At 72.9% G+C, this 24,554-nt stretch carries 21 protein-coding genes, 1 pseudogene and 1 riboswitch; of the genes and pseudogenes, 8 read left to right on the forward strand and 14 right to left on the reverse strand.

What is annotated here, in order from left to right; all coding sequences use genetic code 11:
* Positions 1-450: 450 nt before the first annotated feature.
* On the reverse strand, positions 451-2,097 hold the full coding sequence (locus tag ACIQAK_RS30135) for an amidohydrolase (RefSeq protein ID WP_366392170.1): 1,647 nt from the start codon (positions 2,095-2,097) through the stop codon (positions 451-453).
* 110 nt (positions 2,098-2,207) lie between these two features.
* Positions 2,208-2,648 carry an Lrp/AsnC family transcriptional regulator gene (locus tag ACIQAK_RS30140; protein WP_018490165.1) on the reverse strand — a complete coding sequence of 147 codons (441 nt, stop codon included), beginning with the start codon at positions 2,646-2,648 and terminating at the stop codon, positions 2,208-2,210.
* Between the two features lie 204 nt (positions 2,649-2,852).
* On the opposite strand from ACIQAK_RS30140, the gene ACIQAK_RS30145 reads away from it, so the two are divergent.
* Positions 2,853-3,251, forward strand: coding sequence for a hypothetical protein (locus ACIQAK_RS30145; protein WP_366392169.1), 399 nt, complete (start codon positions 2,853-2,855; stop codon positions 3,249-3,251).
* A 447-nt stretch (positions 3,252-3,698) separates the two neighbouring features.
* Here ACIQAK_RS30145 and ACIQAK_RS30150 read toward each other — a convergent pair whose 3' ends face one another.
* Together ACIQAK_RS30150 and ACIQAK_RS30155 are read right to left on the reverse strand one after the other, a co-directional pair.
* Positions 3,699-4,871 (reverse strand): acyl-CoA dehydrogenase family protein, encoded by a 1,173-nt coding sequence (locus ACIQAK_RS30150; RefSeq protein WP_366392168.1) that lies wholly within the window; start codon positions 4,869-4,871, stop codon positions 3,699-3,701.
* A 328-nt stretch (positions 4,872-5,199) separates the two neighbouring features.
* Positions 5,200-5,355: an SCO1431 family membrane protein gene (locus ACIQAK_RS30155; protein WP_366392167.1), complete on the reverse strand. Its 156-nt coding sequence runs from the start codon at positions 5,353-5,355 to the stop codon at positions 5,200-5,202.
* Between the two features lie 420 nt (positions 5,356-5,775).
* Between ACIQAK_RS30155 and ACIQAK_RS30160 the strand changes: the two genes are divergently transcribed.
* Complete coding sequence (locus ACIQAK_RS30160) at positions 5,776-6,282, forward strand: hypothetical protein (protein ID WP_366392166.1); 507 nt, start codon at positions 5,776-5,778, stop codon at positions 6,280-6,282.
* A gap of 169 nt (positions 6,283-6,451) precedes the next feature.
* The gene (locus tag ACIQAK_RS30165; protein ID WP_366392165.1) at positions 6,452-7,948 is read left to right on the forward strand and encodes a PepSY domain-containing protein; all 1,497 of its coding nucleotides are present in this window, start codon (positions 6,452-6,454) and stop codon (positions 7,946-7,948) included.
* Positions 7,949-8,017: 69 nt separating this feature from the next.
* Here the strand turns inward: ACIQAK_RS30165 and ACIQAK_RS30170 are convergent, their stop codons facing one another.
* Positions 8,018-9,394, reverse strand: coding sequence for a peptidase C39 family protein (locus tag ACIQAK_RS30170; RefSeq protein WP_366392164.1), 1,377 nt, complete (start codon positions 9,392-9,394; stop codon positions 8,018-8,020).
* Positions 9,395-9,573: 179 nt separating this feature from the next.
* On the opposite strand from ACIQAK_RS30170, the gene ACIQAK_RS30175 reads away from it, so the two are divergent.
* Positions 9,574-10,203, forward strand: coding sequence for a hypothetical protein (locus tag ACIQAK_RS30175; RefSeq protein WP_366392163.1), 630 nt, complete (start codon positions 9,574-9,576; stop codon positions 10,201-10,203).
* 359 nt (positions 10,204-10,562) lie between these two features.
* Positions 10,563-12,467: an AAA family ATPase gene (locus tag ACIQAK_RS30180; RefSeq protein WP_366392195.1), complete on the forward strand. Its 1,905-nt coding sequence runs from the start codon at positions 10,563-10,565 to the stop codon at positions 12,465-12,467.
* Positions 12,468-12,476: 9 nt separating this feature from the next.
* On the opposite strand, the gene ACIQAK_RS30185 is transcribed toward ACIQAK_RS30180, so the two are convergent.
* The 8 genes from ACIQAK_RS30185 to ribD all read right to left on the reverse strand — a co-directional run bounded on the left by ACIQAK_RS30185 (position 12,477) and on the right by ribD (position 18,424).
* Positions 12,477-12,938 carry a PH domain-containing protein gene (locus ACIQAK_RS30185; RefSeq protein ID WP_366392162.1) on the reverse strand — a complete coding sequence of 154 codons (462 nt, stop codon included), beginning with the start codon at positions 12,936-12,938 and terminating at the stop codon, positions 12,477-12,479.
* A 36-nt stretch (positions 12,939-12,974) separates the two neighbouring features.
* The gene (gene hisG, locus ACIQAK_RS30190; protein ID WP_366392161.1) at positions 12,975-13,823 is read right to left on the reverse strand and encodes an ATP phosphoribosyltransferase; all 849 of its coding nucleotides are present in this window, start codon (positions 13,821-13,823) and stop codon (positions 12,975-12,977) included.
* Positions 13,824-13,899: 76 nt separating this feature from the next.
* Positions 13,900-14,172 (reverse strand): phosphoribosyl-ATP diphosphatase, encoded by a 273-nt coding sequence (locus tag ACIQAK_RS30195; RefSeq protein ID WP_018490177.1) that lies wholly within the window; start codon positions 14,170-14,172, stop codon positions 13,900-13,902.
* 35 nt (positions 14,173-14,207) lie between these two features.
* Entirely contained in the window at positions 14,208-14,693 is a 486-nt protein-coding gene (ribH, locus tag ACIQAK_RS30200) for a 6,7-dimethyl-8-ribityllumazine synthase (RefSeq protein ID WP_366392160.1), read from the reverse strand.
* A gap of 43 nt (positions 14,694-14,736) precedes the next feature.
* Positions 14,737-16,041: a bifunctional 3,4-dihydroxy-2-butanone-4-phosphate synthase/GTP cyclohydrolase II gene (locus ACIQAK_RS30205; protein WP_366392159.1), complete on the reverse strand. Its 1,305-nt coding sequence runs from the start codon at positions 16,039-16,041 to the stop codon at positions 14,737-14,739.
* Positions 16,038-16,682 carry a nicotinamide mononucleotide transporter family protein gene (locus ACIQAK_RS30210; protein ID WP_366392158.1) on the reverse strand — a complete coding sequence of 215 codons (645 nt, stop codon included), beginning with the start codon at positions 16,680-16,682 and terminating at the stop codon, positions 16,038-16,040. Before ACIQAK_RS30210 ends, ACIQAK_RS30205 begins: the two co-directional genes overlap by 4 nt.
* The gene (locus ACIQAK_RS30215) at positions 16,679-17,323 is read right to left on the reverse strand and encodes a riboflavin synthase (RefSeq protein WP_366392157.1); all 645 of its coding nucleotides are present in this window, start codon (positions 17,321-17,323) and stop codon (positions 16,679-16,681) included. The genes ACIQAK_RS30210 and ACIQAK_RS30215 overlap by 4 nt, the downstream gene beginning before the upstream one ends.
* Positions 17,324-18,424, reverse strand: a complete 1,101-nt coding sequence (gene ribD / locus ACIQAK_RS30220) for a bifunctional diaminohydroxyphosphoribosylaminopyrimidine deaminase/5-amino-6-(5-phosphoribosylamino)uracil reductase RibD (protein ID WP_366392156.1) — start codon at positions 18,422-18,424, stop codon at positions 17,324-17,326.
* Between the two features lie 160 nt (positions 18,425-18,584).
* Positions 18,585-18,715: riboswitch (FMN riboswitch) on the reverse strand.
* Between the two features lie 326 nt (positions 18,716-19,041).
* On the opposite strand from ribD, the gene ACIQAK_RS30225 reads away from it, so the two are divergent.
* Both ACIQAK_RS30225 and ACIQAK_RS30230 read left to right on the forward strand, forming a co-directional pair.
* A complete protein-coding gene (locus tag ACIQAK_RS30225) occupies positions 19,042-21,423 on the forward strand; it encodes a chitinase C-terminal domain-containing protein (RefSeq protein WP_366392155.1) in 2,382 nt (793 codons plus the stop codon).
* A 134-nt stretch (positions 21,424-21,557) separates the two neighbouring features.
* Positions 21,558-21,659: pseudogene (locus tag ACIQAK_RS30230) on the forward strand (NAD-dependent epimerase/dehydratase family protein); the annotation flags it as partial.
* Between the two features lie 271 nt (positions 21,660-21,930).
* Here ACIQAK_RS30230 and ACIQAK_RS30235 read toward each other — a convergent pair.
* Positions 21,931-23,133, reverse strand: a complete 1,203-nt coding sequence (locus ACIQAK_RS30235) for an ROK family transcriptional regulator (RefSeq protein ID WP_366392154.1) — start codon at positions 23,131-23,133, stop codon at positions 21,931-21,933.
* A gap of 170 nt (positions 23,134-23,303) precedes the next feature.
* On the opposite strand from ACIQAK_RS30235, the gene ACIQAK_RS30240 reads away from it, so the two are divergent.
* Positions 23,304-24,542 (forward strand): MFS transporter, encoded by a 1,239-nt coding sequence (locus ACIQAK_RS30240; RefSeq protein WP_366392153.1) that lies wholly within the window; start codon positions 23,304-23,306, stop codon positions 24,540-24,542.
* The last annotated feature ends 12 nt before the right edge of the window (positions 24,543-24,554 follow it).

Consider the following 24,554-nt stretch of genomic DNA (forward strand, 5'->3'; position numbering starts at 1 on the left):
GGCCGGGCAGATGGACGGAACTGCGGACAGAACCACGGACGGAACTGCGGATCGGGGCCCGGCGCCCTTCGGGCCGACCTGGGGCCCGCTGGCTGCGGGTCGACCGAAAGCCGTTGTCTACTGAACGTCCGGGCCCCACCCGGGTCGCACCCTCCGTCCGACTGGAACCTTCCCTCGCCCCCGAGGCGCGGGCGCTGAACCTGGCTGTCAGTGGTGGTGAGCCGGTGCGGCACACCACCCCATGACCCAGCGGCGTTCGACGACTGCGTGGAGGTTTCACCGGTCGGACGTCCTGTGGTGGACCCGGCCGAACCTACCGGCCTGTGGGCGCGTTCTGTCAACACCCGTGCGACCTGCGGCTTTTGCCCAAATTGCCTGGTCAGTTCCGCAGATCCGCAGGTCGTGAACGCGTGCCCCGGCGATCGATCGGCGGTACGGAATCTCCCGACGTCACTCGTTCGGTCGCACGTAGACCGTTTGTCCGGAGACCACCGTCCGCAGGCAGACCGGCAGTTCGGCGCCGGGGGTCAGATCCGGCAGGCCCGGCGTGCCGGAGCGGGGGTCGGTGGACCAGCGGGCGACCCGGTCGTCGGGGGCCTGGACCAGGAGTTCGGCGGTCCGCCAGACGGCGTAGTCGGCCGGTGCGCCCGGCACCAGGAGGCCGGCGTCGTCGCGGCCGATGGCCCGCCAGCCGCCCCGGGTGTGGGCGGTGAAGCCGGCCCGGACGGAGATGCGGTGCTCGGGGGTGCGGTGGTGGGCGGCGGCCCGCACGGTGCCCCAGGGGTCGAGCGGGGTGACCGGGCTGTCGGAGCCGAAGGCGAGCGGGACTCCGGCGCGCAGGAGGGCGGCGTACGGGTTCAGGGTCGCGGCCCGCTCCGCGCCCAGGCGCTGGGCGTACATCCCCTCGGGGCCGCCCCAGGCGGCGTCGAAGGCCGGCTGGACGGAGGCGGTGAGGCCCAGCTCCGCGAAGGCGGCGACGGTCTCGGGGGTGAGCATCTCGGCGTGCTCGACCCGGTGGCGGGCGGCGCGGATCCTGGCGAGGCCCAGCGTCTCGGCGGCGGCTCGGACGCCCTCCACGACGGCGGTGACGGCCGCGTCGCCGATGGCGTGGAAGCCCGCCTGGAGGCCGGCCTCGGTGCAGGCGGTGACATGGGCGGCGATCCGGGCGGCGTCCAGGTGGGCGGTGCCGGTCCGCGGGGCGTCGGCGTACGGCTCGTGCAGACAGGCGGTGTGCGAGCCGAGGGAGCCGTCCACGAAGAGGTCGCCGGCCGCGCCGATCGCGCCGAGCTCCCGGATGCGGCGGGCGCCCTTCCCGTCGGCGATCTCCTCGGCCCAGAGGCCGAAGACCCGGGGCCCCGGCCGCTCGGCGGCGAGCGCCAGGAGCGACGTGAAGTCCGCCTCGTCGGAGATCTCGGGTCCGCCGCACTCGTGGAGGGTGCCGATACCGAGGGAGGCCGCGTGGTCGAGCGCGGCGCGCTGGGCGGCTCCCCGCTGGGCGGAGGTGAGCGCGCTGTGGGCGGCGGCCCGTACGGCGTGGTGGGCGTCGCCGGTCAGCGGTGCGTCGGGGTGGTACCCGGGCAGCGCGGTGACGCCCGGGACGAGGTCCAGCAGGGCGGTCGTGACGACGGCGGAGTGCACGTCGATCCGGGGCAGGTACAGGGCCCGGCCGCCGGCCGCCTCGTCGAGCTCGGCGCGCGAGGGGTGGCGCTGTTCCGGCCACCGCGCGGCGTCCCAGCCGTGCCCGAGCAGGACGTCCGTGGTGGCGTGCCGGTCTGCCGACGCACGGACGAGAGCGAGGGCGTGATCGAGCGTACGAGCGCCCGAGAGGTCGAGCCCGGTCAGGGCCAGACCGGTCGCGGTGGCGTGGACGTGGGCGTCGGTGAACGCGGGGGTGACCAGGGCGCCCTCCAGGTCGACGACGTCGTCGACGCTGCCGGCGAAGGCGTCGGCGGCCCCTTCCGATCCCACCCAGGCGACATGCCCGCGCTCCACGACCATCGCGGTGGCGAACGGATCGGCCGGACTGTGGACGTCTCCCCCGCGCAGCAGGAGGGTGCGGTGTTCGGGGGCGCTCTGGGGGGCGGTGCTGTCGGTCATGGGAACAGTCTCGCGCCCGCGGGGGCCCGCCCGGCCCGCGACCCCCCTGAGGAGCGCCTGCGGTCCCCGGGGCCGGTCGTTCGGCCCTATCCGAACGACCGGCCCCAGGATCAGACGCGCGGGGGCCGGGCCTCGTACGGGGTGGACAGGACGACCGTCGTCCGGGTCGAGACGCCGGCCAGCGAGCGGATCCTGGTGAGCAGGTGCTCCAGCTCCAGCGGGGTCGCCACGCGCACCTTGAGGATGTAGTTCTCGTCCCCGGCGACGCTGTGACAGGCCTCCAGCTCCGGCACCCCGGCCAGCCGCTCCGCGATGTCGTCGGGCGCGCTGGGGTCGAACGGCTTCACCGAGATGAACGCGGTGAGGGGCAGCCCGACGGCCTCGGGGTCGACGACCGCGGCATAGCCGCGGATCACCCCGCGCTGCTCCAGGCGGCGGACGCGCTGATGAACGGCCGAGGTGGACAGGCCGGTGGCCTTGCCCAGGTCGGTGTAGCTCATCCGCCCGTCCTTGACGAGCAACTCCACGATCTGACGGTCCAGCTCCTCCATGCGGATCAACCTATGGCCCCGGGTGCCCTGCGGCACAGTCGTGCGGGGTCACGGAACGGCACCTGCGGGGAGCATGTGACGAACACCACAGACCTACGGGTCGGTGGCGGGTCCCCTCGCGGTTATCGGCCACGCGCGGAGGGAAGTGCTTGCTGTGGTCGTGGCCGTGGCGCTGTGCCGGCCCACCCGAGGGGGGAAGATCCCATGCAGAGCCTGAAGCTCACCGGACGTACCGAACCGGAGCCTGTCGATCCCGACGAGGACGACAGCGCCGATGTGTACGACATGTTCGAGATGTTCCGGGTGATCTGCCCGGACTGCGCCCGGCCGATCGCGCTGCTGGCCGACGAGGACGTCCTGCCGGAGCACGCCCGGTGCCCCACCCCGTGGAACCCGTTCGTGCTCACCGTCTGCTCCGGCACCGGCCGCGCCGCGGCGGACGCCCGGCCCGCCGACGAGACGCTGGAGCCCCAGGAGCAGGAGGCGGCACTGCTGCTGACGCTCCCCCAGGGACTGGACTGGCGGATGCAGCCCTTCTCCCACGCCGGCGGCCCCGGCTCCCGCCCGCTGCGCGTGCCCCGGATGCGGCGCGAGGCCGCCTGATCCACCGCTCCCGGCCGTACGTACGTTCCGGAGCGGCCGCTCGCGTTCCTGGACCGCCCGACTCCTGTCCGCACCACGACGGCCCGTCCGGCGTGGTGCGGGCAGAGGGGTCCCGCGCACCGGCACCCGCCGAACTGGCACTCGGATCGGGGCAGCAGTGACCCGGGCCCGCTCCGGCGCGTTGACCCGGTATGACGACGCTGCAATCACCGGTCGGCTCGGGTCGCCGCCGGCTCGCTCCCCCGGTGACCGGAGAATCGGTTCCGCAGCCGCAGCCGCTGCCCGGGTCCACGGGGAGCTCGCCCGTCGCCTCCCCCGTCGATCCGCCCATCTACAGCGCTCTGCTGCGGCATTGGCAGAACAGCGGCCGGACCGTGCCGGGACGCCGGGACCAGGAGTGGAACCGGATCGTGGCGATGCCCGTCTGGCCGGACCGGCCGCTGCGGGTCAGCGGGTCTCCGGACCCGCGAGGTGGCGCGCGATGACCATGCGCTGGATCTGGTTGGTGCCCTCCACGATCTGCAGCACCTTGGCCTCGCGCATCAGCCGCTCGACCGGGAAGTCGAGCGTGTAGCCGTAGCCGCCGAGCACCTGGACGGCGTCGGTGGCCACCCGCATGGCCGCGTCCGTGCAGAAGAGCTTCGCCATGGCGGCCTGACGCGAGAAGGGCTCCCCCGCGTCCCGCAACCGCGCCGCCTCCAGGTAGAGCGCCCGGCCGGCCTCGATCTGGGTGGCCATGTCGGCGAGCATGAAGCGCAGCCCCTGGAAGTCCGCGATGGGCCGGCCGAACTGGCGCCGGTCGGTGGCGTACCGGACGGCCTCGTCCAGGGCCGCCTGGGCGACCCCGATGGCACAGGCCGCGATGCCCAGGCGCCCGGAGTCGAGTGCGGAGAGCGCGATGGCGAAGCCCTGGCCCTCGTCGCCGATGCGGCGCTCGTCACCGATCCGTACGCCGTCGAAGGTGAGCTGGGCCGTGGGTGAGCCCTTCATCCCCATCTTCTTCTCGGGGAGTGCCGCGTTCAGGCCTTCGGCGTCGCCGGGGACGAGGAAGGCCGTGATGCCGCGGGCGCCGTCGGCGCCGGTGCGGGCGAGGACGGTGTAGAAGTCAGCGATGCCGCCGTGGGTGATCCACGCCTTGGTCCCGGTGAGGACCCACTCATCGCCGTCGCGTACGGCCTTGGTCCGCAGCGAGGCGGCATCGGAGCCGGAGGCCGGCTCGGAGAGGCAGTAGGCGCCCAGCAGGCCGCCGGAGAGCATCGCCGGGAGGTGTTCGGACCGCTGCTCGTCGGTGCCGTATCCGGCGAGCGCGTGGCAGGCCAGGGAGTGGACGCTGACGCCGAGGCCGACGGTGAGCCGGGCCGCGGCCAGCTCCTCCAGCACCTGGAGGTAGACCTCGTAGGGCTGGTCGCCGCCGCCGTGGGCGGAACCGTAGGGAAGGCCGAGGAGGCCGGATGCGGAGAGGAGGGTGAAGACCTCGCGCGGGAAGTGGCCCGCGTCCTCCTCCTCGGCCGCCCGGGGAGCGATCTCCTTGGACACGATGTCACGGACGAGCGCGACGAGCTGCCGGGACTCCTCGGTGGGCAGACGGCGTTCCACCGGCTGCGGGGCACGGTCGGACATGACGGCGCTCTCCTCCCTGTCGGGCGTTGCGACGGTCGCGCGCTCGGGGTGTGAGAGGCGCCGCCGGGTGATCTCCCGGAACGGGGCCGGGAAGGACAGACTGCCCAGCCGATCCTGCCCTCCCGGGTCTCGGGCGAGCGCGGTCAGCGGCTGTGGCGGGTTGAGTATGCCCGATCGGATGCCTGACGTCACGGGGTGACGGGCTGGTCAGAGGGGATGGCGGAGGACCCGGTCGATGCGACCGGGCCGGCCCGTCACGGGATTCGCGGAGTACCGGGGCGGGTGCCGCGCGGGCGCCCCGCCCCCTTCCGTGGTCCCTGGGCGCGGGTCACATCAGCCCCGCCTGGGTGACGAACATGGCGAGCACGACCACGAGGGCCCAGCCCGCGAGGTGCTCCAGCAGCCTGGGACCGTCGTCGTCCGGACCTCCGGTGCGGGTGCGGCGGGCATGGTGGGCGTGGTGTGCGGCGGTGGTCGCGGTCATGGCGTCTCGCTGTTCGTCGTGCTCGGTCGAGGCCCCCCGTGACCCGACCACAGTGCCGGAACTCCGCGGCGCGCGAAACGAGATCCCGGTCACGGCTGCGGCTCGCCGACATCCGGTGGCAGCCCCTCGTCCCGTACCCGTAGCGGGCCGGAAGCCTCCGGAAGGGCGGCCATGGCGGGGGGCCTGATGTGGGTGACGCCACAGCCGTACGGGGACGAGCCCGCGTTTCCGAAAACGTACGGGAACCATTTCGGCCACCTGGCCGACTACTGCCCCATGAGGAGAGACCGCGACGGACGCCCCCGGGGCGGAGCACGTGGCGGCGGTGGCTACCTTGTCCCCATGTGTGCACGGGGCGGCCGGCCGACGCGAGTGGCCAGGGGCCTGCTCTGCGGTTCCGCATGCCTGCTTCCCGGTGCCGTGAGCCATGTCGCGGCGGGCGGGCGGCTGCCCGGCGCGGGGGTGCTCGTCCTGCTGTTCCTGGCGCTCAGCCTCCAGGGGGCGCTCCTCTTCGGCGGCCGGCGGCGCTTCGACGTCGTGACGCTGGTGCTGGGCGGCACCCAGTTCGCCCTGCACGACGCCTTCCACTTCCTCTCGGCGCCCGGCGGAGCCGAGCACTCCGCGACGGCGACCGGACACGGGCACCAGATGGCCGGGCCGTCCGACGGCCACCGGCTGGACGCCGCGATGATCCTGGCCCATGCGGCGGCCACGCTCGGAACGGCCCTCTGCGTGATCCACGGGGAGCGGGTGCTGCGACGCCTCGCGGCCCTGGTCCTTCCCCGCCCCGCGCTCCGGCCCCCTCCCTCGCTGCCCTGCCTTCCCCGGGTGCGCCCGGTGCCGCCGGCGGTCGCGCGGATCCGGTTCGGGGCGCTCCTCGCCCGGTCCTGCCACCGCCGTGGGCCGCCCTCGGTGGCTGTGGCCTGACGGCCCCGCACCCAGCCGCGAGCGCCGGATGTGATCCGGCGCCGTGAGGCGTGCGCGCGGGAGCCGTCGGGTCCGGAACGCCCCCGCTTCCCCACCACCCCGGGCAGGACCCGGCCCCCATCGGCAGGCCCACCAAGTCTCCTTGCGGCCTGCCCTCAGAGGAGCACCCATGTCTCACGTGACCGAAGAGATACCGCAGAACGACCATGATCCCACCGGAGCGGCGCCGGGCGAGCCGGACTCCGACAGACCGGACGACCTCACGAAACCCGTCCCCGGACAGCCGCGGCCGGCCCGTTCCTGGGAGGCGGTACGGCACCTCTTGGTCCGGCTGCACTTCTACGCCGGTGTGCTCGTCGCCCCCTTCCTGCTGGTGGCCGCGCTGACCGGGCTGGCCTACACCTTCACGCCCCAGTTCGACCAGCTCCTGTACGGCGACCGGTTGCGGGTGGAGCGGGTCGGCGACGAGCCCCGTCCGCTGGCCGAGCAGATAGCCGCAGCGCGGGCGGCGTACCCCGAGGGCACCACGGCGTCGGTGATCACCCCGCCGGGTCCCGAGGACACCACCCGGGTGGTGCTCGCGGTGCCGGAGCTGGGGGAGAAACAGCGCACGGTCTTCGTCGACCCGTACACCGCCGAGGTACGGGGTGAGCTGACGACCTGGTTCGGGTCGACGCCGCTCACCACCTGGCTCGACGACCTCCACCGCAACCTCAACCTCGGTGAGACGGGCCGGCTGTACTCCGAGGTCGCGGCGAGCTGGCTGTGGGTGGCCGTCGCCGGCGGCCTCCTCCTGTGGCTCGGGCGCAGCCGGGGGCGGCGTGCGAAGTCGGCCCGGGGCGTACTGCTTCCGGAGCGCGGGGCCCGCGGGGTGCGCCGGACGCGCAGCTGGCACGCGGCCACCGGTGTGTGGCTCGCGCTGGGGCTGCTCTTCCTGAGCGCCACCGGCCTCACCTGGTCGACTCACGCGGGTGAGCGGTTCGGCCGGCTGCTGGACGCGGCGAAGGGCAACGCCCCGGCCCTCGACACCGCGCTCCCGGGTGCCGCGGCCCCCGCCGAGGACCACGCGGAGCACGCGGGCCACGGCGGTTCCGACGAAGCGACGGCCGACGCCGACCCGGCCGGCTTCGACACGGCCCTCGCGGCCGCCCGGGGCGCCGGGCTCGGCGGCACGGTGGTGGTCACGCCCGCGGCGGACGCGGCGAGCGCATGGGTGGTGGCGCAGAACGACAACGTCTGGCCGGTCCACTACGACCGGGTCGCCGTGGACACCGCGGGCGGCGAGATCACCTCGCGCACCCGCTGGGCCGACCACCCGGCCCTGTCCAAGCTCAGCAAGCTGGGCGTGCAGGGGCACATGGGCGTGCTGTTCGGGGTCGTCAACCAGATCGTGCTGGCGCTTCTCGCTCTCGGCCTGACGGCGGTGATCGTCTGGGGCTACCGCATGTGGTGGCAGCGCCGCCCCACCCGCGACGACCGCCGGGCGCTCGCCGGCCGGGCCCCGGAGCGCGGCGCCTGGCGGCGGCTGCCGCTGCCGGTTCTGGTCCTGGGCATCCCGGCGGTCATCGCCCTGGGCTGGGCGCTGCCGGTCCTGGGGGTGACCGTGGCCGGGTTCCTGGTGGTCGACGCGGTGGTGGGGGCGGTCCGGCGACGGCGTACCGCCTGACGCCGGGCGGGGGGCGGAGCGCCGACGAGGCAGGTGCTCCGCCCCGTCCGGGCGGTCCGGCCGCCCGGGTCAGAGCAGGTCGAGCGAGCGAAGGACACGGCGCTGACCGGGTGTCGGTCCCGAGGGCCAGTACACGTAACAGACCCCGCCCGTACCGCTCCTGACCCGGCCGTTCGCGTCGTACCGCTTCGTGCGGAGCCAGATGTTCTCCCACTCGCGGCGCCGGTAGACGCGGCGTACGGCCTCGTTGTCCGGGGACGCGGGGTCGTTGGCGATCACGTCGCCCTCGGGGGTGAAGCCGATCACCGTCATCAGATGGCCCGCCGTCCCGTAACCCGCCCCGGTCAGCTCCTCCTCCAGGAAGGACTGCGAGGTGATGACGGGGATTCCGGCGCGGACCAGCCGCTCCAGGTCGGTGAGGGAGCCGAGGCGGGTGACGACCGCGTTCAGGTCCCGGTAGGTCGCGGCGTAGGCGGCGTTGAAGGGCCAGTTGCCGCAGCCGCCGTACTGGTGGTCGTACGTGTAGCGGGCGGCGTGGCAGACCTGGGGGTCGGGCAGGCCCGGCCGGACCCAGGCGAGGTCCTCGGCCGTGGGCCTGCGGCCCCAGTACTCGACGATCATCTGCGAGGAGGTGGGGCTGCACCAGGCCTCGCCGCCGTTGTCGTACTCGGGGTACTGGCCGATGTGGACGTTCTGCGAGTAGCGCGGGACCCGCAGTTCGCGGGCGTGGGCCGGGGTGCTGGCCGGGACCGTGAAACGGTCGGGGATGTCGGAGGCCATCGCGCCGACGCGCCACACGGTGGGGGTGAGCCGGGTGCCCGGGGTGCGGTACAGGGTGAGGCGCAGGCGGTAGGCGGCGAACCGTGCGCCGCTCGCCGCGTCGTCCACCGCGAGCGTGTCGGTCCAGACGGTGCTGCGCGGGTCCCCCTGGTCGTCCACCGAGGTGCGCCGGATGTCGCCGTCGCCCGAGGCCCAGCGGCCCATCACGAACCAGGGGGTGGTGGTGCCGTCCGGGTAGGTCGCGCGCAGCTCGATCGCGATCCAGGTGCCGGCCGGCGTACGGGCGTTCCAGGAGGTGATCAGTTCGGTGGCGGGGACGGCGCAGCGGTGGAGCGGCGAGGCCCAGGTGGCGTACTCCCAGGCGGCCGTCCTCCCCGTGTGGGGGTCGGTGTAGTCGGTCCGGCCCGCGGGGGTGGCGATGGCCAGGCCGGGGCGGGTGCCGGGAAGGACGCGGGTGCCGTCGCCGGAGCCCCAGCGCCAGTCGGTGTACGTGTGCCAGAAACGGTTGTCCACCAAGGGTGCGGCTGCCTGGGGTGCGAAGGGGCGGGTGGCAGGCGTCGATACGGGTGCGGCCGCCGCGGGCCCGGCGGGTGCCGCGGCACCCGCGCCTGCCGCTGCCGCCAGCGCGGCGGTCAGGACGGTCCTGCGTGAGGTCGGACTGGTCATGGGCGAGACCCCCGGTCATGGGTGGGGCTGCGGATGCCGATCGGTGCGTCAACTATCCCGTCTCCCGGCGCGGTCCGGCCAGTGATTCGACCTGCGCCACGCCACCAATATGGGTCTGTACCACTGGCGTGACCTGCGGTGGCCCGGGGTGGCGGGCGGCCGCCCCGTACCCTGGGGCCATGAACGACCTGGCCCGCCACGCCGACTGCCTGCGCTCGCTCCCCGCCTCCTGCGGGCCGGTCCGGCTCGTCGCGGTGGACGGGCACGCCGGGTCCGGCAAGAGCACGTTCGCCGCCCGGCTGGCGGCGGCGCTCGGTGGTGCGCCGGTGCTCCATCTGGACGATCTGGCCAGCCACGAGGAGTTGTTCGGCTGGGTCGGGCGGCTGCGGGAGCAGGTGCTCCTGCCCCTCTCGCGCGGCGAGGAGGCGAGGTACGCGCCGTACGACTGGACCAGGCGGCGCTTCGGCCCGGCGCGGCCCCTGGAGCCGGCTCCGGTGGTGCTGGTCGAGGGCGTCGGCGCGGGACGCCGGGAGGTGCGGCCGTGGCTGGCGGCGCTGTGCTGGATGGAGCTGGGGCGGACCGCCTCCTGGGAGCGCGGCAGGGCGCGGGACGGGGCCGGGCTCACGGAGTTCTGGGACGGCTGGACCGCCGCCGAGGAGCGGCACTTCGCCGAGGACCCGTCGCGCCCGTACGCGGACGCGCTGGTAGCTCAGTTGCCGCAGGGGTACGCGTGGCAGGAGGGGCCGGCCGCGACAGCGCGAGCGAACCGTTTCGTCACCGAGGGTAGGCGCGGCGCTCACCCGTACTGAGCAGTCGGAAATCGGCCCGGAAGTGCCTCAACTCCGCTTGACCGGGGGGCCGTACTGGTCTTACGTTCTCATTGTGCGGCTTTTCGGAGCCCCCGCAGACGCGAAGCCCCCGGTTGTTCCCCCGTGACCGGGGGCTTCGTCCTGCGCGCGCACCCCCGCCGGGAGACCACGCAGAGCGATTCGCTCACCCTCGGTCACCGCCCGCATGATCCGCCGTTGACCGGCTCCCGCCCCCCTGCGCAGGTACGATGCACCTCGGTGCGGTCAATTCCCTTCCTCCGCGCAGTGATTCAACACGCTCAGGTGGGCATGCTGTGCGGGCGGGACATCCTGGGGGAACGGTTGGCGTGGGGGACCTGATGGACATCGGCACACCGGGCGCACACGCCCCCGCCGACCTCGCCTGGCTGCGCGGCATGGACGCCTACACGATGGGCGCCTACCCGCAGGCCGAGGAGGAGTTCAGAGCTGCGGTACGGATCGATCCCGGCATGGCGGACGGCTGGCTCGGCCTCCACGCGCTGCGCATCGACACCGCGACCGCGCTCTTACGCATGCACCGGCACCGCGACCGCTTCGGTGAGCAGCGGGCCCGCCACCGCCGTCCGCTCAACTCCTGGTACTGGCTGGGCTGGTGGGTGCAGCCGTTGCTGGAGAGCCCGCGCGATCTGCTTCTCGCCCACGCCTCGCACTGGCTGGACGGACGCCATGTGCCGGAGCTGGACCGGGCGTTGGCGGGGCTGCCGCCGGTGGACACGGACCCCCAGGTGCGTTTCCTGCACGCCTGCCGCTCATATCTGGTCAAGGACTGGGAGCAACTGGTCCGTTACACCGAACAGCTCGTCGACGATCCGATGCTCGGCATCGAGGCGGGGCTGTTCGGCGGGATGGCCCGGGTGCGGCTGGAGATGTACGGGCAGGCCGAACCGCTGCTCTCGGCCGCCCTGATGCGCTGTCGCAGCGAGCAGCCGCAGCGCAAGGAGCTCCGCTACTGGCTCGCCCGGGCCCACGAGGGGACCGGGCGCAGCGCGGCGGCGCTGCCGCTCTACCGGGCGGTGCACCGGGTCGACCCCGCGTTCATGGACACCTCGGCCCGCCTCGCGGCACTCGTCGAGGGCGACGGGTACGACGAGTCGGCAGACCTGGCCGCCGTGCTGCTGACCGGCTTCGGCTCGGGCGGCGCGGGGGCCGAGGCGCAGCAGGAGGGTGACGCGTCGCTCTCCACCGACCTGGTGGAGGGCCGCGAGTCCTGGCCGATCGGCGACGCCGGGCTGCTCGACGACGACCCGGCCCCCTCCCCGACCGCTCCGGTCGGGGGCGTACGCCGCACGAGGACCCGAAGGCCGCCGCCGTTCCCGGCCGGACCGAGCGATCCCGTCCTGCTGGCCGAGGCGCTGGCCCAGCTGGAGCGCATGGTCGGCCTGGAGCCCGTCAAGCGGCAGGTGAAGGCGCTCTCCGCGCAGCTGAACATGGCCCGGCTGCGGGCGGAACAGGGACTCCCGGTCCAGCCGCCCAAGCGCCACTTCGTCTTCTCCGGTCCCTCGGGCACCGGCAAGACGACGGTGGCGCGCATCCTGGGCCGGGTCTTCTACGCCCTGGGGCTGCTCGGCGGCGACCACCTGATCGAGGCCCAACGCGCCGATCTGGTCGGCGAGTTCCTGGGCCAGACGGCGGTGAAGGCCAATGAGCTGATCGACTCGGCACTCGGCGGGGTGCTCTTCGTCGACGAGGCGTACAGCCTGGCCAACTCCGGTTACAGCAAGGGCGACGCGTACGGCGACGAAGCCCTCCAGGTCCTCCTGAAACGGGCCGAGGACAACCGGGACCACCTCGTCGTCATCCTCGCGGGCTACCCGGAGGGCATGGACCGGCTCCTGGCCACCAACCCGGGGCTCTCCTCCCGGTTCACCAGCCGGGTCGACTTCCCCAGCTACCGCCCGCTCGAACTCACCGCGATCGGGACGGTGCTGGCCGCCGAGAACGACGACGTGTGGGACGAGGAGGCGATCGACGAACTGCGCTCCATCAGCGGCCATGTGGTGGACCAGGGCTGGATCGACGAGCTGGGCAACGGCCGCTTCCTGCGCACGCTGTACGAGAAGAGCTGCGCCTACCGTGATCTGCGGCTCTCCGCGTACAGCGGGACGCCGAGCCGGCAGGACCTGTCCACGCTGCGGCTGCCGGACCTGATGCAGGCGTACGGCGAGGTGCTGTCCGGGCGCGGAGCGGTGGGCCGGGGGAAGCAGGAGCCCGGCGGGCTGTAGGGCTCCCGGTCAGCGGGTGTCGTCGCCGGTGGCGGAGCGGGACTCGGCGAGGGCGCGCAGGGCGCGGGCGTCGCGGATGGCCTGCTGCTTGGCGATGCCGGGCTGGATGCCGAGGGCGGGCATGCTGGTGCCGTCGCTGAGGTCGAGGAAGACCCAGGGGTCGCCGGACCGCAGGTTGACGCGGAGGATCTCCTGCCAGGCCAGCCTGCGGGTCCGGGTGAGGTTGACGACGGTGACCCCGGTGTCGTCGGCGGTCACCTTGGGCCTGCTGAGCAGGGCCAGGACGCCGAAGAAGAGCGCGGCGACGAAGATGAAGCTGACCCGCTCGGCGGGGTTGAGCCGCTCCAGCATCAGCGCGACGACCGTGATGACGAGGAACATCGCCAGGCCCACGCTCAGCAGGACCACCCGGGTGCGGGTGGGCCGGAAGGTGACCGGGAGGGTGGGGAGTTCGGGCCGGGGCGCGGACATCGGGGTCTTCTCTCGGGGGTGCGGTGGCCGGGGCGCTCAGAGGCGGCAGGCGTGGATGGCCGTGGTGAGGATGGCGCGGGCGCCGAGCTCGTACAGGTCGTCCATGATCCGCTGGGCCTCCTTGGCGGCGACCATGGAGCGGACGGCGACCCAGCCCTCGTGGTGCAGCGGGGAGATGGTCGGCGACTCCAGGCCCGGGGTGAGGGCGACGGCGCGCTCCAGGTGCTCGACGCGGCAGTCGTAGTCCATCATCACGTAGGACCGGGCGACCAGGACGCCCTGGAGGCGGCGCAGGAACTGCTGGACCTTGGGGTCGTCGGTGGGGGCGCCGTTGCGGCGGATGACGACGGCCTCGGAGGTCATGATCGGGTCGCCGATCACTTCGAGTCCGGCGTTGCGCATGCTGGTGCCGGTCTCCACCACGTCGGCGATGATCTGGGCGACGCCGAGCTCGATGGCGGTCTCGACCGCGCCGTCGAGGTGGACGATGGACGCCTCGACGCCGGCCTGGGCGAGGTGGGCGGCGACGATGCCCTCGTAGGAGGTGGCGATCGTCATGCCGTCGAAGTCCTGCGGGCCCGTGGCGGTGCCGGGCTTGGTGGCGTAGCGGAAGGTGGAGCGGGCGAAGCCGAGCTGGAGGATCTCCTCGGCGTCCGCGCCGGAGTCCTGGAGCAGGTCGCGGCCGGTGATCCCGATGTCGAGCCTGCCGGAGCTGACGTAGATCGCGATGTCCCGGGGGCGGAGGTAGAAGAACTCGACCTCGTTGCCCGGGTCGACCAGGACCAGTTCCTTGGACTCCTTGCGCTGCTGGTAGCCGGCCTCATGGAGCATCGCCATCGCAGAGCCGGAGAGTGCACCCTTGTTGGGGACGGCGATGCGCAGCATGAGGTCGGGTTCCTTTGTGCGGAGGTGTGCGGAAAAAGTGTGCGGGCGGTTCTTCGCGGCCGGTGCCGGGACCGGCTCAGAGGTGGGCGTAGACGTCGTCGAGGGAGATACCGCGGGCGACCATCATCACCTGGACGTGGTACAGCAGCTGGGAGATCTCCTCGGCGGCGGCCTCCTTGCCCTCGTACTCGGCGGCCATCCAGACCTCGGCGGCCTCCTCGACGACCTTCTTGCCGATGGCATGCACGCCCTTGTCCACCAGTTCGGCGGTGCGCGAGGTGGAGGGGTCGCCTTCGGCGGCCTTGAGCTGGAGCTCGGCGAAGAGCTCTTCGAAGGTTTTGTTGGCCATGATGGTCCTCAGAATACGGGGTCGCCGGGGCGTACTCAGCGCCAGGGTTCGCTGACGGTCCGCAGCGTGGCCGCGGTGGCCACGGCGGCGGTGACCGCTTCGTGCCCCTTGTCCTCGTTGGACCCCTCGATGCCGGCCCGGTCGAGCGCCTGCTCCTCGGTGTCGCACGTCAGTACGCCGAAGCCGACGGGGACGCCGGTGTCGACGGTGACCTGGGTGAGGCCGAGGGTGACGCCCTGGGACACGTACTCGAAGTGGGGGGTACCGCCCCGGGTGATCACGCCGAGGGCGACGATCGCGTCGTAACCGCGGCCGGCGAGCGCCTTGGCGACGACGGGCAGCTCGAAGGAGCCGGGGACGCGGAGCAGGGTCGGCTCGTCGATGCCCAGCTCGTGCAGGGCGCGCAGGGCGCCGTCGACGAGACCGTCCATGACCTTCTCGTGCCACTGGGCCGCGATGACGGCCACCCGCAGGTCGGCGCAGTTGCGTACGGACAGTTCGGGTGCACCCTTGCCGCTCATGTCTCTCCTGTTGTTCGTGTCGCTCGTCGCGTGGTGGTGGTCGTCACTGGTTGGCGCAGGTCGAGGCCGCGGCGCCTTCGAGCCAGGGCAGGTCGTGGCCCATGCGGTCGCGCTTGGTGCGCAGGTACCGCAGATTGTGCTCGCCGGCCTGGACGGGCATGGGCTCGCGGCCGGTGACGGCGAGCCCGTGGCGCAGGACGGCCGCGGTCTTGTCGGGGTTGTTGGTCATCAGCCGCAGGCTGCGTACACCGAGGTCCTTGAGGATCTGGGCGCCGGCGGCGTAGTCGCGGGCGTCGGCCGGCAGGCCGAGCTCCAGGTTGGCGTCGAGGGTGTCCACCCCGCGCTCCTGGAGTTCGTACGCGCGCAGCTTGGAGAGCAGGCCGATGCCGCGGCCCTCGTGGCCGCGGAGGTAGACGACGACGCCCCGGCCCGCTTCGGTGATCCGCTGCATGGAGGCCTGCAGCTGAGGGCCGCAGTCGCACCGCTGGGACTGGAAGATGTCGCCGGTCAGGCACTCGGAGTGGATCCGGGCGAGGACGTCCTCGCCGCCGCCGTCGGTGAGGTCGCCGTGGACGAGGGCGACGTGCTCGACGCCGTCGACGGTGGAGCGGTAGCCGTACGCGGTGAAGTCGCCGAACGCCGTGGGCAGCCGGGTGGCGGCCTCACGGCGGACGGTCGGCTCGGCGCTGCGGCGGTAGGCGATCAGGTCCTCGATGGAGATGATCGTCAGGCCGTGCTTGCGGGCGAAGGGGACCAGCTCGGGCAGCCGGAGCATGGTGCCGTCCTCCCCCGCGATCTCCACGATGGCCCCGGCGGGGCGCAGTCCGGCGAGCCGGGCGAGGTCGACGGCGGCCTCGGTGTGGCCGTTGCGGGCGAGGACGCCGCCGGAGCGGGCGCGCAGCGGGAAGATGTGACCGGGGCGGACGAAGTCGCCGGGGCCGGCGACGCCGCCCGCGAGCATCCGCAGGGTGGTGGCGCGGTCGGCGGCGGAGATGCCGGTGGTGACGCCGTGGGCGGCGGAGGCGTCGACGGAGACGGTGAAGGCGGTCTGCATCGACTCGGTGTTCCGCGCGACCATCTGCGGGAGTTCGAGGCGTTCCAGCTCGTCGTTCTCCATCGGGGCGCAGATCAGGCCGCGGCACTCGCTCATCATGAAGGCGACGATCTCCGGGGTCGCCATCTCGGCGGCGATGACGAGGTCGCCCTCGTTCTCGCGGTCCTCGTCGTCCACGACGACGACGGGCCGGCCGGCGGCGATGTCGCGGACGGCCTGCTCGACCGGGTCCAGGGCGAGGTCCTCGGAGAGCGGGTCGTGGCCGGGGTGCAGCCAGGTGGGCTGGGCAGTCATGCCGTGGCTCCTTCCAGAGCGGGTGTCCGCGTACGCAGCCACCAGTCGCGCATCCCCCACAGGACGAGGGCGCCGTAGATGACGTAGACGAAGCCGGAGAAGGCGAACCCGTTGGCGAAGTTCAGGGGTACGCCGACGAGGTCGACCAGGAGCCAGGCGAACCAGAACTCGACCATGCCGCGGGCCTGGGCGTACATCGCGACGACGGTGCCGACGAAGATGTACGCGTCCGGCCACGGGTCCCAGGAGAGCGAGGGGAACGCGGTGAACAGGCCGCCGACGGCGAGGGTGCCGAGCGCGGCGGCGCCGATCAGCACGCCGCGCTCGCGCCAGGTGGCGAAGCGGACGGCGATGGAACCGTCCTGGGCCCGCTGCTTGCCGCGGTTCCAGGACCACCAGCCCCACAGGGCCACGACGATGACGACCAGTTGCTTGCCCGCGCTGCCGGAGAGGTGCGCGGAGGCGAAGGCGACCAGGAGGATGGCGCCGGAGAGCAGCTGGGCGGGCCAGGTCCAGATGGAGCGCCGCCAGCCGAGGGCCAGGGCGATCAGGCCGATGACGTTGCCGATCATGTCCGACCACTTGATGTGCTGGCCGAACACGGTGAAGGCCTCGGAGTTGAGCCAGGAGGCGGCGTTCATCGCGGGTCCTGTCCGGCCCGGTCGCCCGGCAGCAGGCCCTGTGCGGACCCGGACCGGTCCCCGAGCAGCCGCTCGACGTACTTGGCGATCACGTCGACCTCCAGGTTGACCGGGTCGCCGGGCTGCTTGTGGCCGAGCGTGGTCAGGGCGAGGGTGGTGGGGATGAGGCTGATGGTGAAGAAGTCGGCCGCCGCCTCCACGACGGTGAGGCTCACGCCGTCGACGGTGATGGAGCCCTTCTCGACGACGTACCGGGTCAGCTCGGGCGGCAGGGAGACCTTGACGAGCTCCCAGTGCTCCGAGGGGGTGCGCTCGACGATGGTGCCGGTGCCGTCCACGTGCCCCTGGACGATGTGCCCGCCGAGCCGGCCGCCGAGCGCCATCGGGCGCTCCAGGTTGACCCGGGAGCCGGTGGCGAGGGCGCCGAGGCTGGAGCGCTTGAGGGTTTCGGCCATCACATCGGCGGTGAACTCGCCGTCGCCGCTCTCCACGACGGTGAGGCAGACGCCGTTCACCGCGATGGAGTCGCCGTGCTTGGCGCCGTCGGTGACGACAGGGCCGCGCAGCCGGAAGCGGGAGGCGTCGGCGAGCTCCTCGACGGCGGTGACCTCACCCAGTTCTTCGACAATTCCGGTGAACACTCAGTTTCCCTTCCGAGCAGGAGCGGGGGCGGCGGTGATGCGCAGATCGGGGCCGATGCGGACGGTCTCGGTCACATCGAGGCGCAACGCCCGGGAGATGGTGGTGATTCCGGCGTCGCCGAGGGCCGCGGGGCCCGCGCCGAGCAGCACCGGGGCGAGGTAGCCGACGACCTTGTCGACCTTTCCCGCGCCGACGAAGGCACCGGCGAGGGTGGGGCCGCCTTCGAGGAGTACGGAGCGGACGCCGCGCTCGTGCAGGGCCGCGAGGAGGGCGTCGAGGTCCAGGCCGGGGCCGGTGGCCGCGCGGGGCAGCCGCAGGACGGCGTGCTCGGGGAGGTGGCCGGCCGGGGCGTCGTCGGCGACCGCGATCAGGGTGGGCGCGGTGTCGTCCAGGACGCGGGCGCCGGGCTTCACGGTGGTGGCGTTCGTGTCGACGACGACGCGCAGGGGCTGGGTGGCGCCGTCGATCCCGCGTACGCCCAGCTGGGGGTCGTCGGCGCGGGCGGTGCCGGAGCCCACGACCACCGCGTCGGCCTCGGCGCGGAGCCGGTGGACGTCGGCGCGGGCCTCGGGCGAGGTGATCCAACGGCTGGTGGTGTCGGCGGCGGCGATGCGGCCGTCCAGGGTGACGGCGTACTTCCACAGGACGTACGGGCGGCTCAGGCGCACCGAGGTGAGCCAGGCGGCGTTGCCCGTCTCGGCCTGGTCGGCGAGGAGCCCCTGCTCGACCTGGACCCCGGCCGCGCGCAGGGTGTCGGCGCCCCCGGTGGCCTGCGGGTTCGGGTCGCCGACCGCGTACACGACCCGGCTGATCCCGGCGTCCAGGAGGGCCTGGGCGCAGGGGCCGGTGCGGCCGGTGTGGTTGCAGGGTTCCAGGGTGACGTAGGCGGTGCCGCCCCGGGCCCGCTCGCCGGCCGCGCGCAGGGCGTGGACCTCGGCGTGCGGCCCTCCGGCGCGCTGGTGGAAGCCTTCACCGGCCACGGCTCCGGAGGCGTCGGTGATCACACATCCGACGACCGGGTTGGGGCTGGTGGAGCCGAGACCGCGGGCGGCGAGCGTGATCGCTCGGCCCATGGCGGTGATGTCGGCTGCGGTGGCCACCGGGTCCTCCTGCCTCTTCGGGCACGGACTCCGGGGCCTGTCGATGACGACAGATGAAGCGACTCACCAGGGAACACGCCGAAAACCGAAGAAGGGACGCAAGGGGTCCGGAGAATCCCGGCCATGCGTCCGCCTACGGCGGCGTACCGATGAAGAACCGCCGCGCACTGCCTCCCATCCGGACTTTAACCGTCGGTCCAGGAATCTCACCTGGTCAACCGGCCGCTGGCTGCGGACGGGTCGCGGACTATAACCGCCGGTTCGGAATTGCACCGACCCCGGAGTGCGCTGCTACTGGTACGGAACCAGTCTGCCACGGGCGCTCCTCGACCATGCGAGTGAGCGGTGTGGGCTGGGTCACAGGACACCTGGCGCGATCCTGGTGCCGGGATCTCGGCGAGGCCCATCGCCGGCGGACACCGGTGATCGGCCGACAACGTAGTCATCGACAAAGTTGATCGCTAAAGGTCCAGACCTATTGACGCTCTGGTCTAGTCCTCTTAATCTCTGCGTCACCTCCGAGGTTCGGTCCCGGTGTGCGCACACCGGGACCCCGACACGACCCACCCCCTTCTCGCCAGTTGTGTTCTGCCGACCTCCCCAGGAGGAACGTCCACATGCTGTCCCCCACCAGAGCGAGAGCCACGCTGCTCGCCGCCGGCGCCGCCGTCGCCGGCCTGTTGATGAGCTCCCTCGCCGCCACCCCGTCGGCCGCCGCCTCCGACCAGGAGTCCTGTCGCCCCGACGGGCTCCACAGGACCCCCGGTGTCGACGTCCCCTACTGCTCCGTCTACGACGGTGAGGGACGCGAGAAGATGGGCGCCGACCACAAGCGCCGCGTCATCGGCTACTTCACCAACTGGCGTACCGGCAAGGACGGCAAGGACGCCTACCTTGTCCCGAACATCCCCTGGGACAAGGTCACGCACCTCAACTACGCCTTCGCGCACGTCGACGGCTCCAACAAGCTCTCGGTCGGCCCCGACGGCGCCGACAACGCCTCCACGGGAATGACCTGGCCCGGTGTCGCAGGCGCCGAGATGGACCCGGCGCTCCCCTACAAGGGGCACTTCAACCTGCTGACCAAGTACAAGAAGCAGCACCCGGACGTGAAGACCCTGGTCTCCGTGGGCGGCTGGGCCGAGACCGGCGGCTACTTCGGCCCGGACGGCAAGCGCGTCAACTCCGGCGGCTTCTACTCGATGGCGACCAACGCCGACGGCTCGGTCAACCAGAGCGGCATCAACACCTTCGCCGACTCGGCCGTCTCCTTCATCAAGAAGTACGGCTTCAACGGCGTCGACATCGACTACGAGTACGCGACGTCCATGAAGGACGCCGGCAACCCCATGGACCACACGTTGGCCAATGGCCGCCGCGCGGGCCTGGTGAAGGGCTACGACGCCCTGATGAAGACCCTGCGCGAGAAGCTCGACCGCGCGGGTGCCGCCGACGGCAAGCACTACCTGCTGACCGTCGCCGCCCCCTCCTCCGGCTACCTGCTGCGGGGCATGGAGACGTACCAGATGCAGAAGTACCTGGACTACGTCAACATCATGTCCTACGACCTGCACGGCGCCTGGAACGAGTACGTCGGCCCGAACGCCTCGCTGTTCGACGACGGCAAGGACAACGAGCTCGCCCAGGGGAGTGTCTACTCCACCTCGCAGTACGCCGGCACCGGCTACCTGAACACCGACTGGGCCTACCACTACTTCCGCGGCTCGATGCCGGCCGGCCGGATCAACATCGGCCTGCCGTACTACACCCGGGGCTTCAAGAACGTCCAGGGCGGCACCGACGGCCTGTGGGGCAAGGCCGCCGCGACGAACTGCCCGGCGGGCGCCGGTCTGACCAAGTGCGGTGACGGCGCGGTCGGCATCGACAACCTGTGGCACGACAAGGACACCAACGGCCAGGAATCCCCTGCCGGTTCCAACCCGATGTGGCACGCGAAGAACCTGGAGAAGGGCATCGTCGGCGACTACGTCACCGACTACGGCTTCCCGGCGAACACCCAGCTGACCGGCGCCTACGTCCGCAAGTACGACTCGACGCTGGTCGCGCCGTGGCTGTGGAACGCCCAGAAGAAGGTCTTCCTCTCCACCGAGGACGAGCAGTCGGTGAAGCGCAAGGCCGACTACGTGGTCGACAAGGGCATCGGCGGCGCGATGATCTGGGAGCTGGCGGGCGACTACCGGTGGGACGCCGGCAAGGGCCAGTACGAGGCCGGCGACACGCTGACCACGGCGATGTACGACGCCTTCAAGTCGGCGACCCCGTACGGCGCGAAGCGCTCCACCATCGACCTGCCGACCCAGGCCGTCGACATCGACGTCTCCTTCGGCCAGTTCGCCCTCGGTGACTCCAACTACCCGATCAGCCCGAAGCTGAAGATCACCAACCGCACCAAGGCCACGCTGCCCGGAGGCACGGAGTTCCAGTTCGACTACTCCACCTCCGCCCCGGCCAACGCCAAGGACCAGTCCGGGTTCGGTACGTCGATCATCCGCAGCGACCACACGGCGGCCAACAACATCGGCGGTCTGAAGGGCCCCTACAACCGGGTCTCCCTGAAGCTCCCGGCCTGGCAGACGCTGGCCCCCGGCGCCTCGGTGGAGCTGGACTTCGTCTACTACCTGCCCACCTCCACCCCGTCCAACTGGACCGTGACCTTCGGCGGGAAGTCCTACTCCCTCGCCGGTGACCTGGCCCGCGGCACCACCCTGGTCGAGCCCGGCACCGGCACGAACCCCACGCCGACGCCGACCCCGACCCCGGACCCGACGGGCCCCACCCCCACCCCGACCCCCACACCGACCCCGACGCAGCCGGGCGGCACCTGCTCGGCCCCGGCGTGGAACGCGGCCACCGAGTACGGCGGCGGCTCCACCGTCAGCCAGGACGGCCGCCAGTGGAAGGCCTCCTGGTGGACGAAGGGCGAGAAGCCCGGAACCACGGGCCAGTGGGGCGTCTGGAAGGACCTCGGCGCCTGCTAGCGGACGTACGACGGTGAGCTGATCGCCCCAGCTCACCGCGGCCCCCGGCCCCTTCCCGAGAAGCCCCGGCGTCCACCGCCGGGGCTTCCCGCGCTCCCGCCGCGACCTGGTCCCGGCTCTGGCAGGCCGGCCCCATGACGACGGTTCTGGTCACCGGCGCCACCGGAGCGCTCGGCCGTCGGGTCGCCGAACGGCTGCGCACCGAGGGAGCCGTCGTCCGTGGTCTCAGCCGTCGCTCCCCCTCGTACGCCGTACGTTTCCCGAGCCGCCCGGGCTCGCACCGGCTTACGGGCTGCGCGGCTGGGCGGCTGGGCGGCTGGGCGGCTGCGCGGGAGGCTTGCGGAGCCCCCGGCCCCTCACCGCCGTACCGGCTGCGCGGGGGCCTTGTGGAGCCCCCGGCCCCTCACCGCCGTACCGGCTGCGCGGGGGCCTTGTGGAGCCCCCGGCCCCTCACCGCCGAACGGGCTGCCCGGCTGGGCGGGGGCCCTGCGGAGCTCCCGGCCCCTCTCAGCCGCCCGGCGCGAACAGCGCGTCCTGGGCCGCGTCCCGGGCGGCGAGCAGCGCCCCGCGCAGCACCGCCCCGTCCCCCAGCGAGCCGGCCCGGACCTCGGTGCGCAGCGGTGACATCAGGGCGAGGCGCTCCTCGACCCGGGCGGCGAGCGGGGCCCCGCCGGCCTCCCCGACCGCGCCCGCCAGGAGGACGCAGCCGGGGTCCAGGACCGAGACGACGGCCGCGGCCCCGAGAGCGAGCCGGTCGGCCAGCTCGTCCAGGAACGGCTCCCCCCGCTCCCCCGCCGCCAGCGCGGTGCGCACGGCGGCCACCGCGGTCGCCTCCTGCTGGCCTCCGGTCGACTCCTGAGCCGTTCGCGCGGGCACCTCGATGCCGTGCCGGGCGGCGAGTTCGCAGAGGGCGGCCGAGCCGGCCAGCGAGTAGAAGCCGCCCTCGCAGTCGACCGCCGAGGGCAGCCCGGCCACCCCGGGCACCGGCAGGAAGCCGATCTCCCCGGCGCCTCCGGAGGCGCCCTGGCGCAGCTTGCCGTCCAGCATGACGGCGGCCCCGATGCCCTGGCCCAGCCAGATCAGGACGAAGGTCTCGCGGTCGAGGGCGGCCCCGGCCCGGTGTTCCGCGACGGCGGCGAGGTTGGTCTCGTTCTCGACCAGGACGGTGGCCGGCAGCCGCTGCTGGAGCACCCGGACCAGGCCCCGGTGCCAGGCGGGCAGGCCGGAACTGTCGCGCAGCTCGCCGGTGGCCGGGTCGATCAGGCCCGGGGCCCCGATGCCGACACTGTGCAGGGGCACGGACCCCGCCTCGTGGGCCGTGCGCTCCAGGAGGGCGACGGCCTGTTCGACGGCGGACCCGGTCCCGGTGCCCTCGGCGATGGGCAGGGTGGCCTCGGCCAGTGTGGTCCCGAGCAGGTCGGCGACCACCACGGAGACGCTTCCGGTGCGTACGTCGAGGGCGGCGAGGCGGGCCCGGTCGGCGACGATCCCGTACAGCTTCGCGTTGGGGCCCCGGCGTACGGCGCCGGACTCGCCGACGACATGGATCAGCCCGGCGTCCTGGAGCCGTTCGACCAGGTCGGCGACGGTGGGGCGGGACAGTCCGGTCAGGGTCTTGAGTTGCGCGGCCGTCAACGGCCCGTCCTGCTGGAGCAGTCGCAGGGCGAGCCGGTCGTTGATGGCCCGAGCCGTGCTCGGTGATGCGGGCATACCGGGATCCTTCCAGACCACGGCGGAGCCTCCTTCCCGGGTCGGTACGGGAGCTTCTTGAAAGAACTATTTATCAGGCAGGGTTCCTGATAGTTTACGCGACGCAGCGAGGAGCGGGAGCGCCAGGAAGGGCCTGCGCACCGCAATCCTCAGGGGGAGGGCACGACCGCATGACGAAGGAATCGACCGCCACGGTCTACAGCACGGAGCGGGTGAAGCGGGCCAGGATCGCCGTCGCCACCGTTTTCGCGGTGCACGGAGCGGTGACCGGCAGCTTCGCGACCCGGGTGCCCTGGATCCAGGACCACGCCGGGGTGAGCGCGGGCCAGCTCGGTTTCGCGCTGGCCTTCCCGGCGATCGGCGCCTCGATAGCGATGCCGCTGGCGGGCCGGATCAGCCACCGCTTCGGCGCGCGGACCGCCCTGCGCGGACTGCTCGCCCTGTGGACGCTGGCGCTGATCCTGCCCGCGCTGGCACCGAACCTGCTGACCCTGTGCGCCGCCCTGTTCGCCTACGGGGCCATGGCCGGGATGTCCGACGTGGCGATGAACGCCCTGGGCGTGGAGGTGGAGAACCGTCTCGACAAGTCGATCATGTCGGGGCTGCACGGGATGTGGAGCGTGGGGGCGCTGACCGGTTCGGCGGCGGGCACGGTCGCCGCCCATGTCGGTGCCGACGCCCGCCTCCACCACACGGTGGCCGCGCTGGTACTGACGGCGCTGGGGCTGTTCGCCTGCCGGGGAGTGCTGGATCTGCGCAGCGAACCGGACGAGGAGCCGCCGCCGCGCTTCACCCTGCCGCCGAAATCCGCGCTGATCATCGGGGCCGTCGGGTTCTGCGCGGTGTTCGCCGAGGGCGCGAGCCTGGACTGGTCGGCGGTCTACCTGCGGGACGTGCTGGGCAGCTCGGACGGGATCGCGGCCGCCTCCACCACGGCGTTCGCCCTGACGATGGCGGTGGCGCGGCTCGCCGGGGACCGGATCGTGGACCGGTTCGGCGCGGTGCGGACCGTACGGGCGGGAGGGCTGCTGGCCACCACGGGCGGGCTGCTCGTGGTCTTCTCGCCCGCTCCGGCGGCGGCGATGTGCGGCTTCGGGCTGCTGGGTCTTGGGGTGGCCGTCGTGGTCCCGCTCGCCTTCGCGGCGGCCGGGCGCAGCGGGCCGAACCCGAGCCAGGCCATCGCGGGTGTCGCCACCATCACGTACACCTCGGGTCTGATCGCCCCCTCCGCGATCGGCGCGCTGGCGGAGACCACCTCGCTGGTCGTGTCCTTCGGCGTGGTGACCGTGCTGGCGTTCGGCCTCGTACTGGGCGCCGGGGTGCTACGGGCGGGCGACCGGAAGGGCGGATCCCAGGCCACCGGCTCGGCGGTGGGCGGCGCGGCGGTCCGTAGCCCGGCCGGGGGCTGAGCCTGCGAAGCG

The organism is Streptomyces sp. NPDC088706 (assembly GCF_044752765.1).
Lineage (GTDB): Bacteria > Actinomycetota > Actinomycetes > Streptomycetales > Streptomycetaceae > Streptomyces.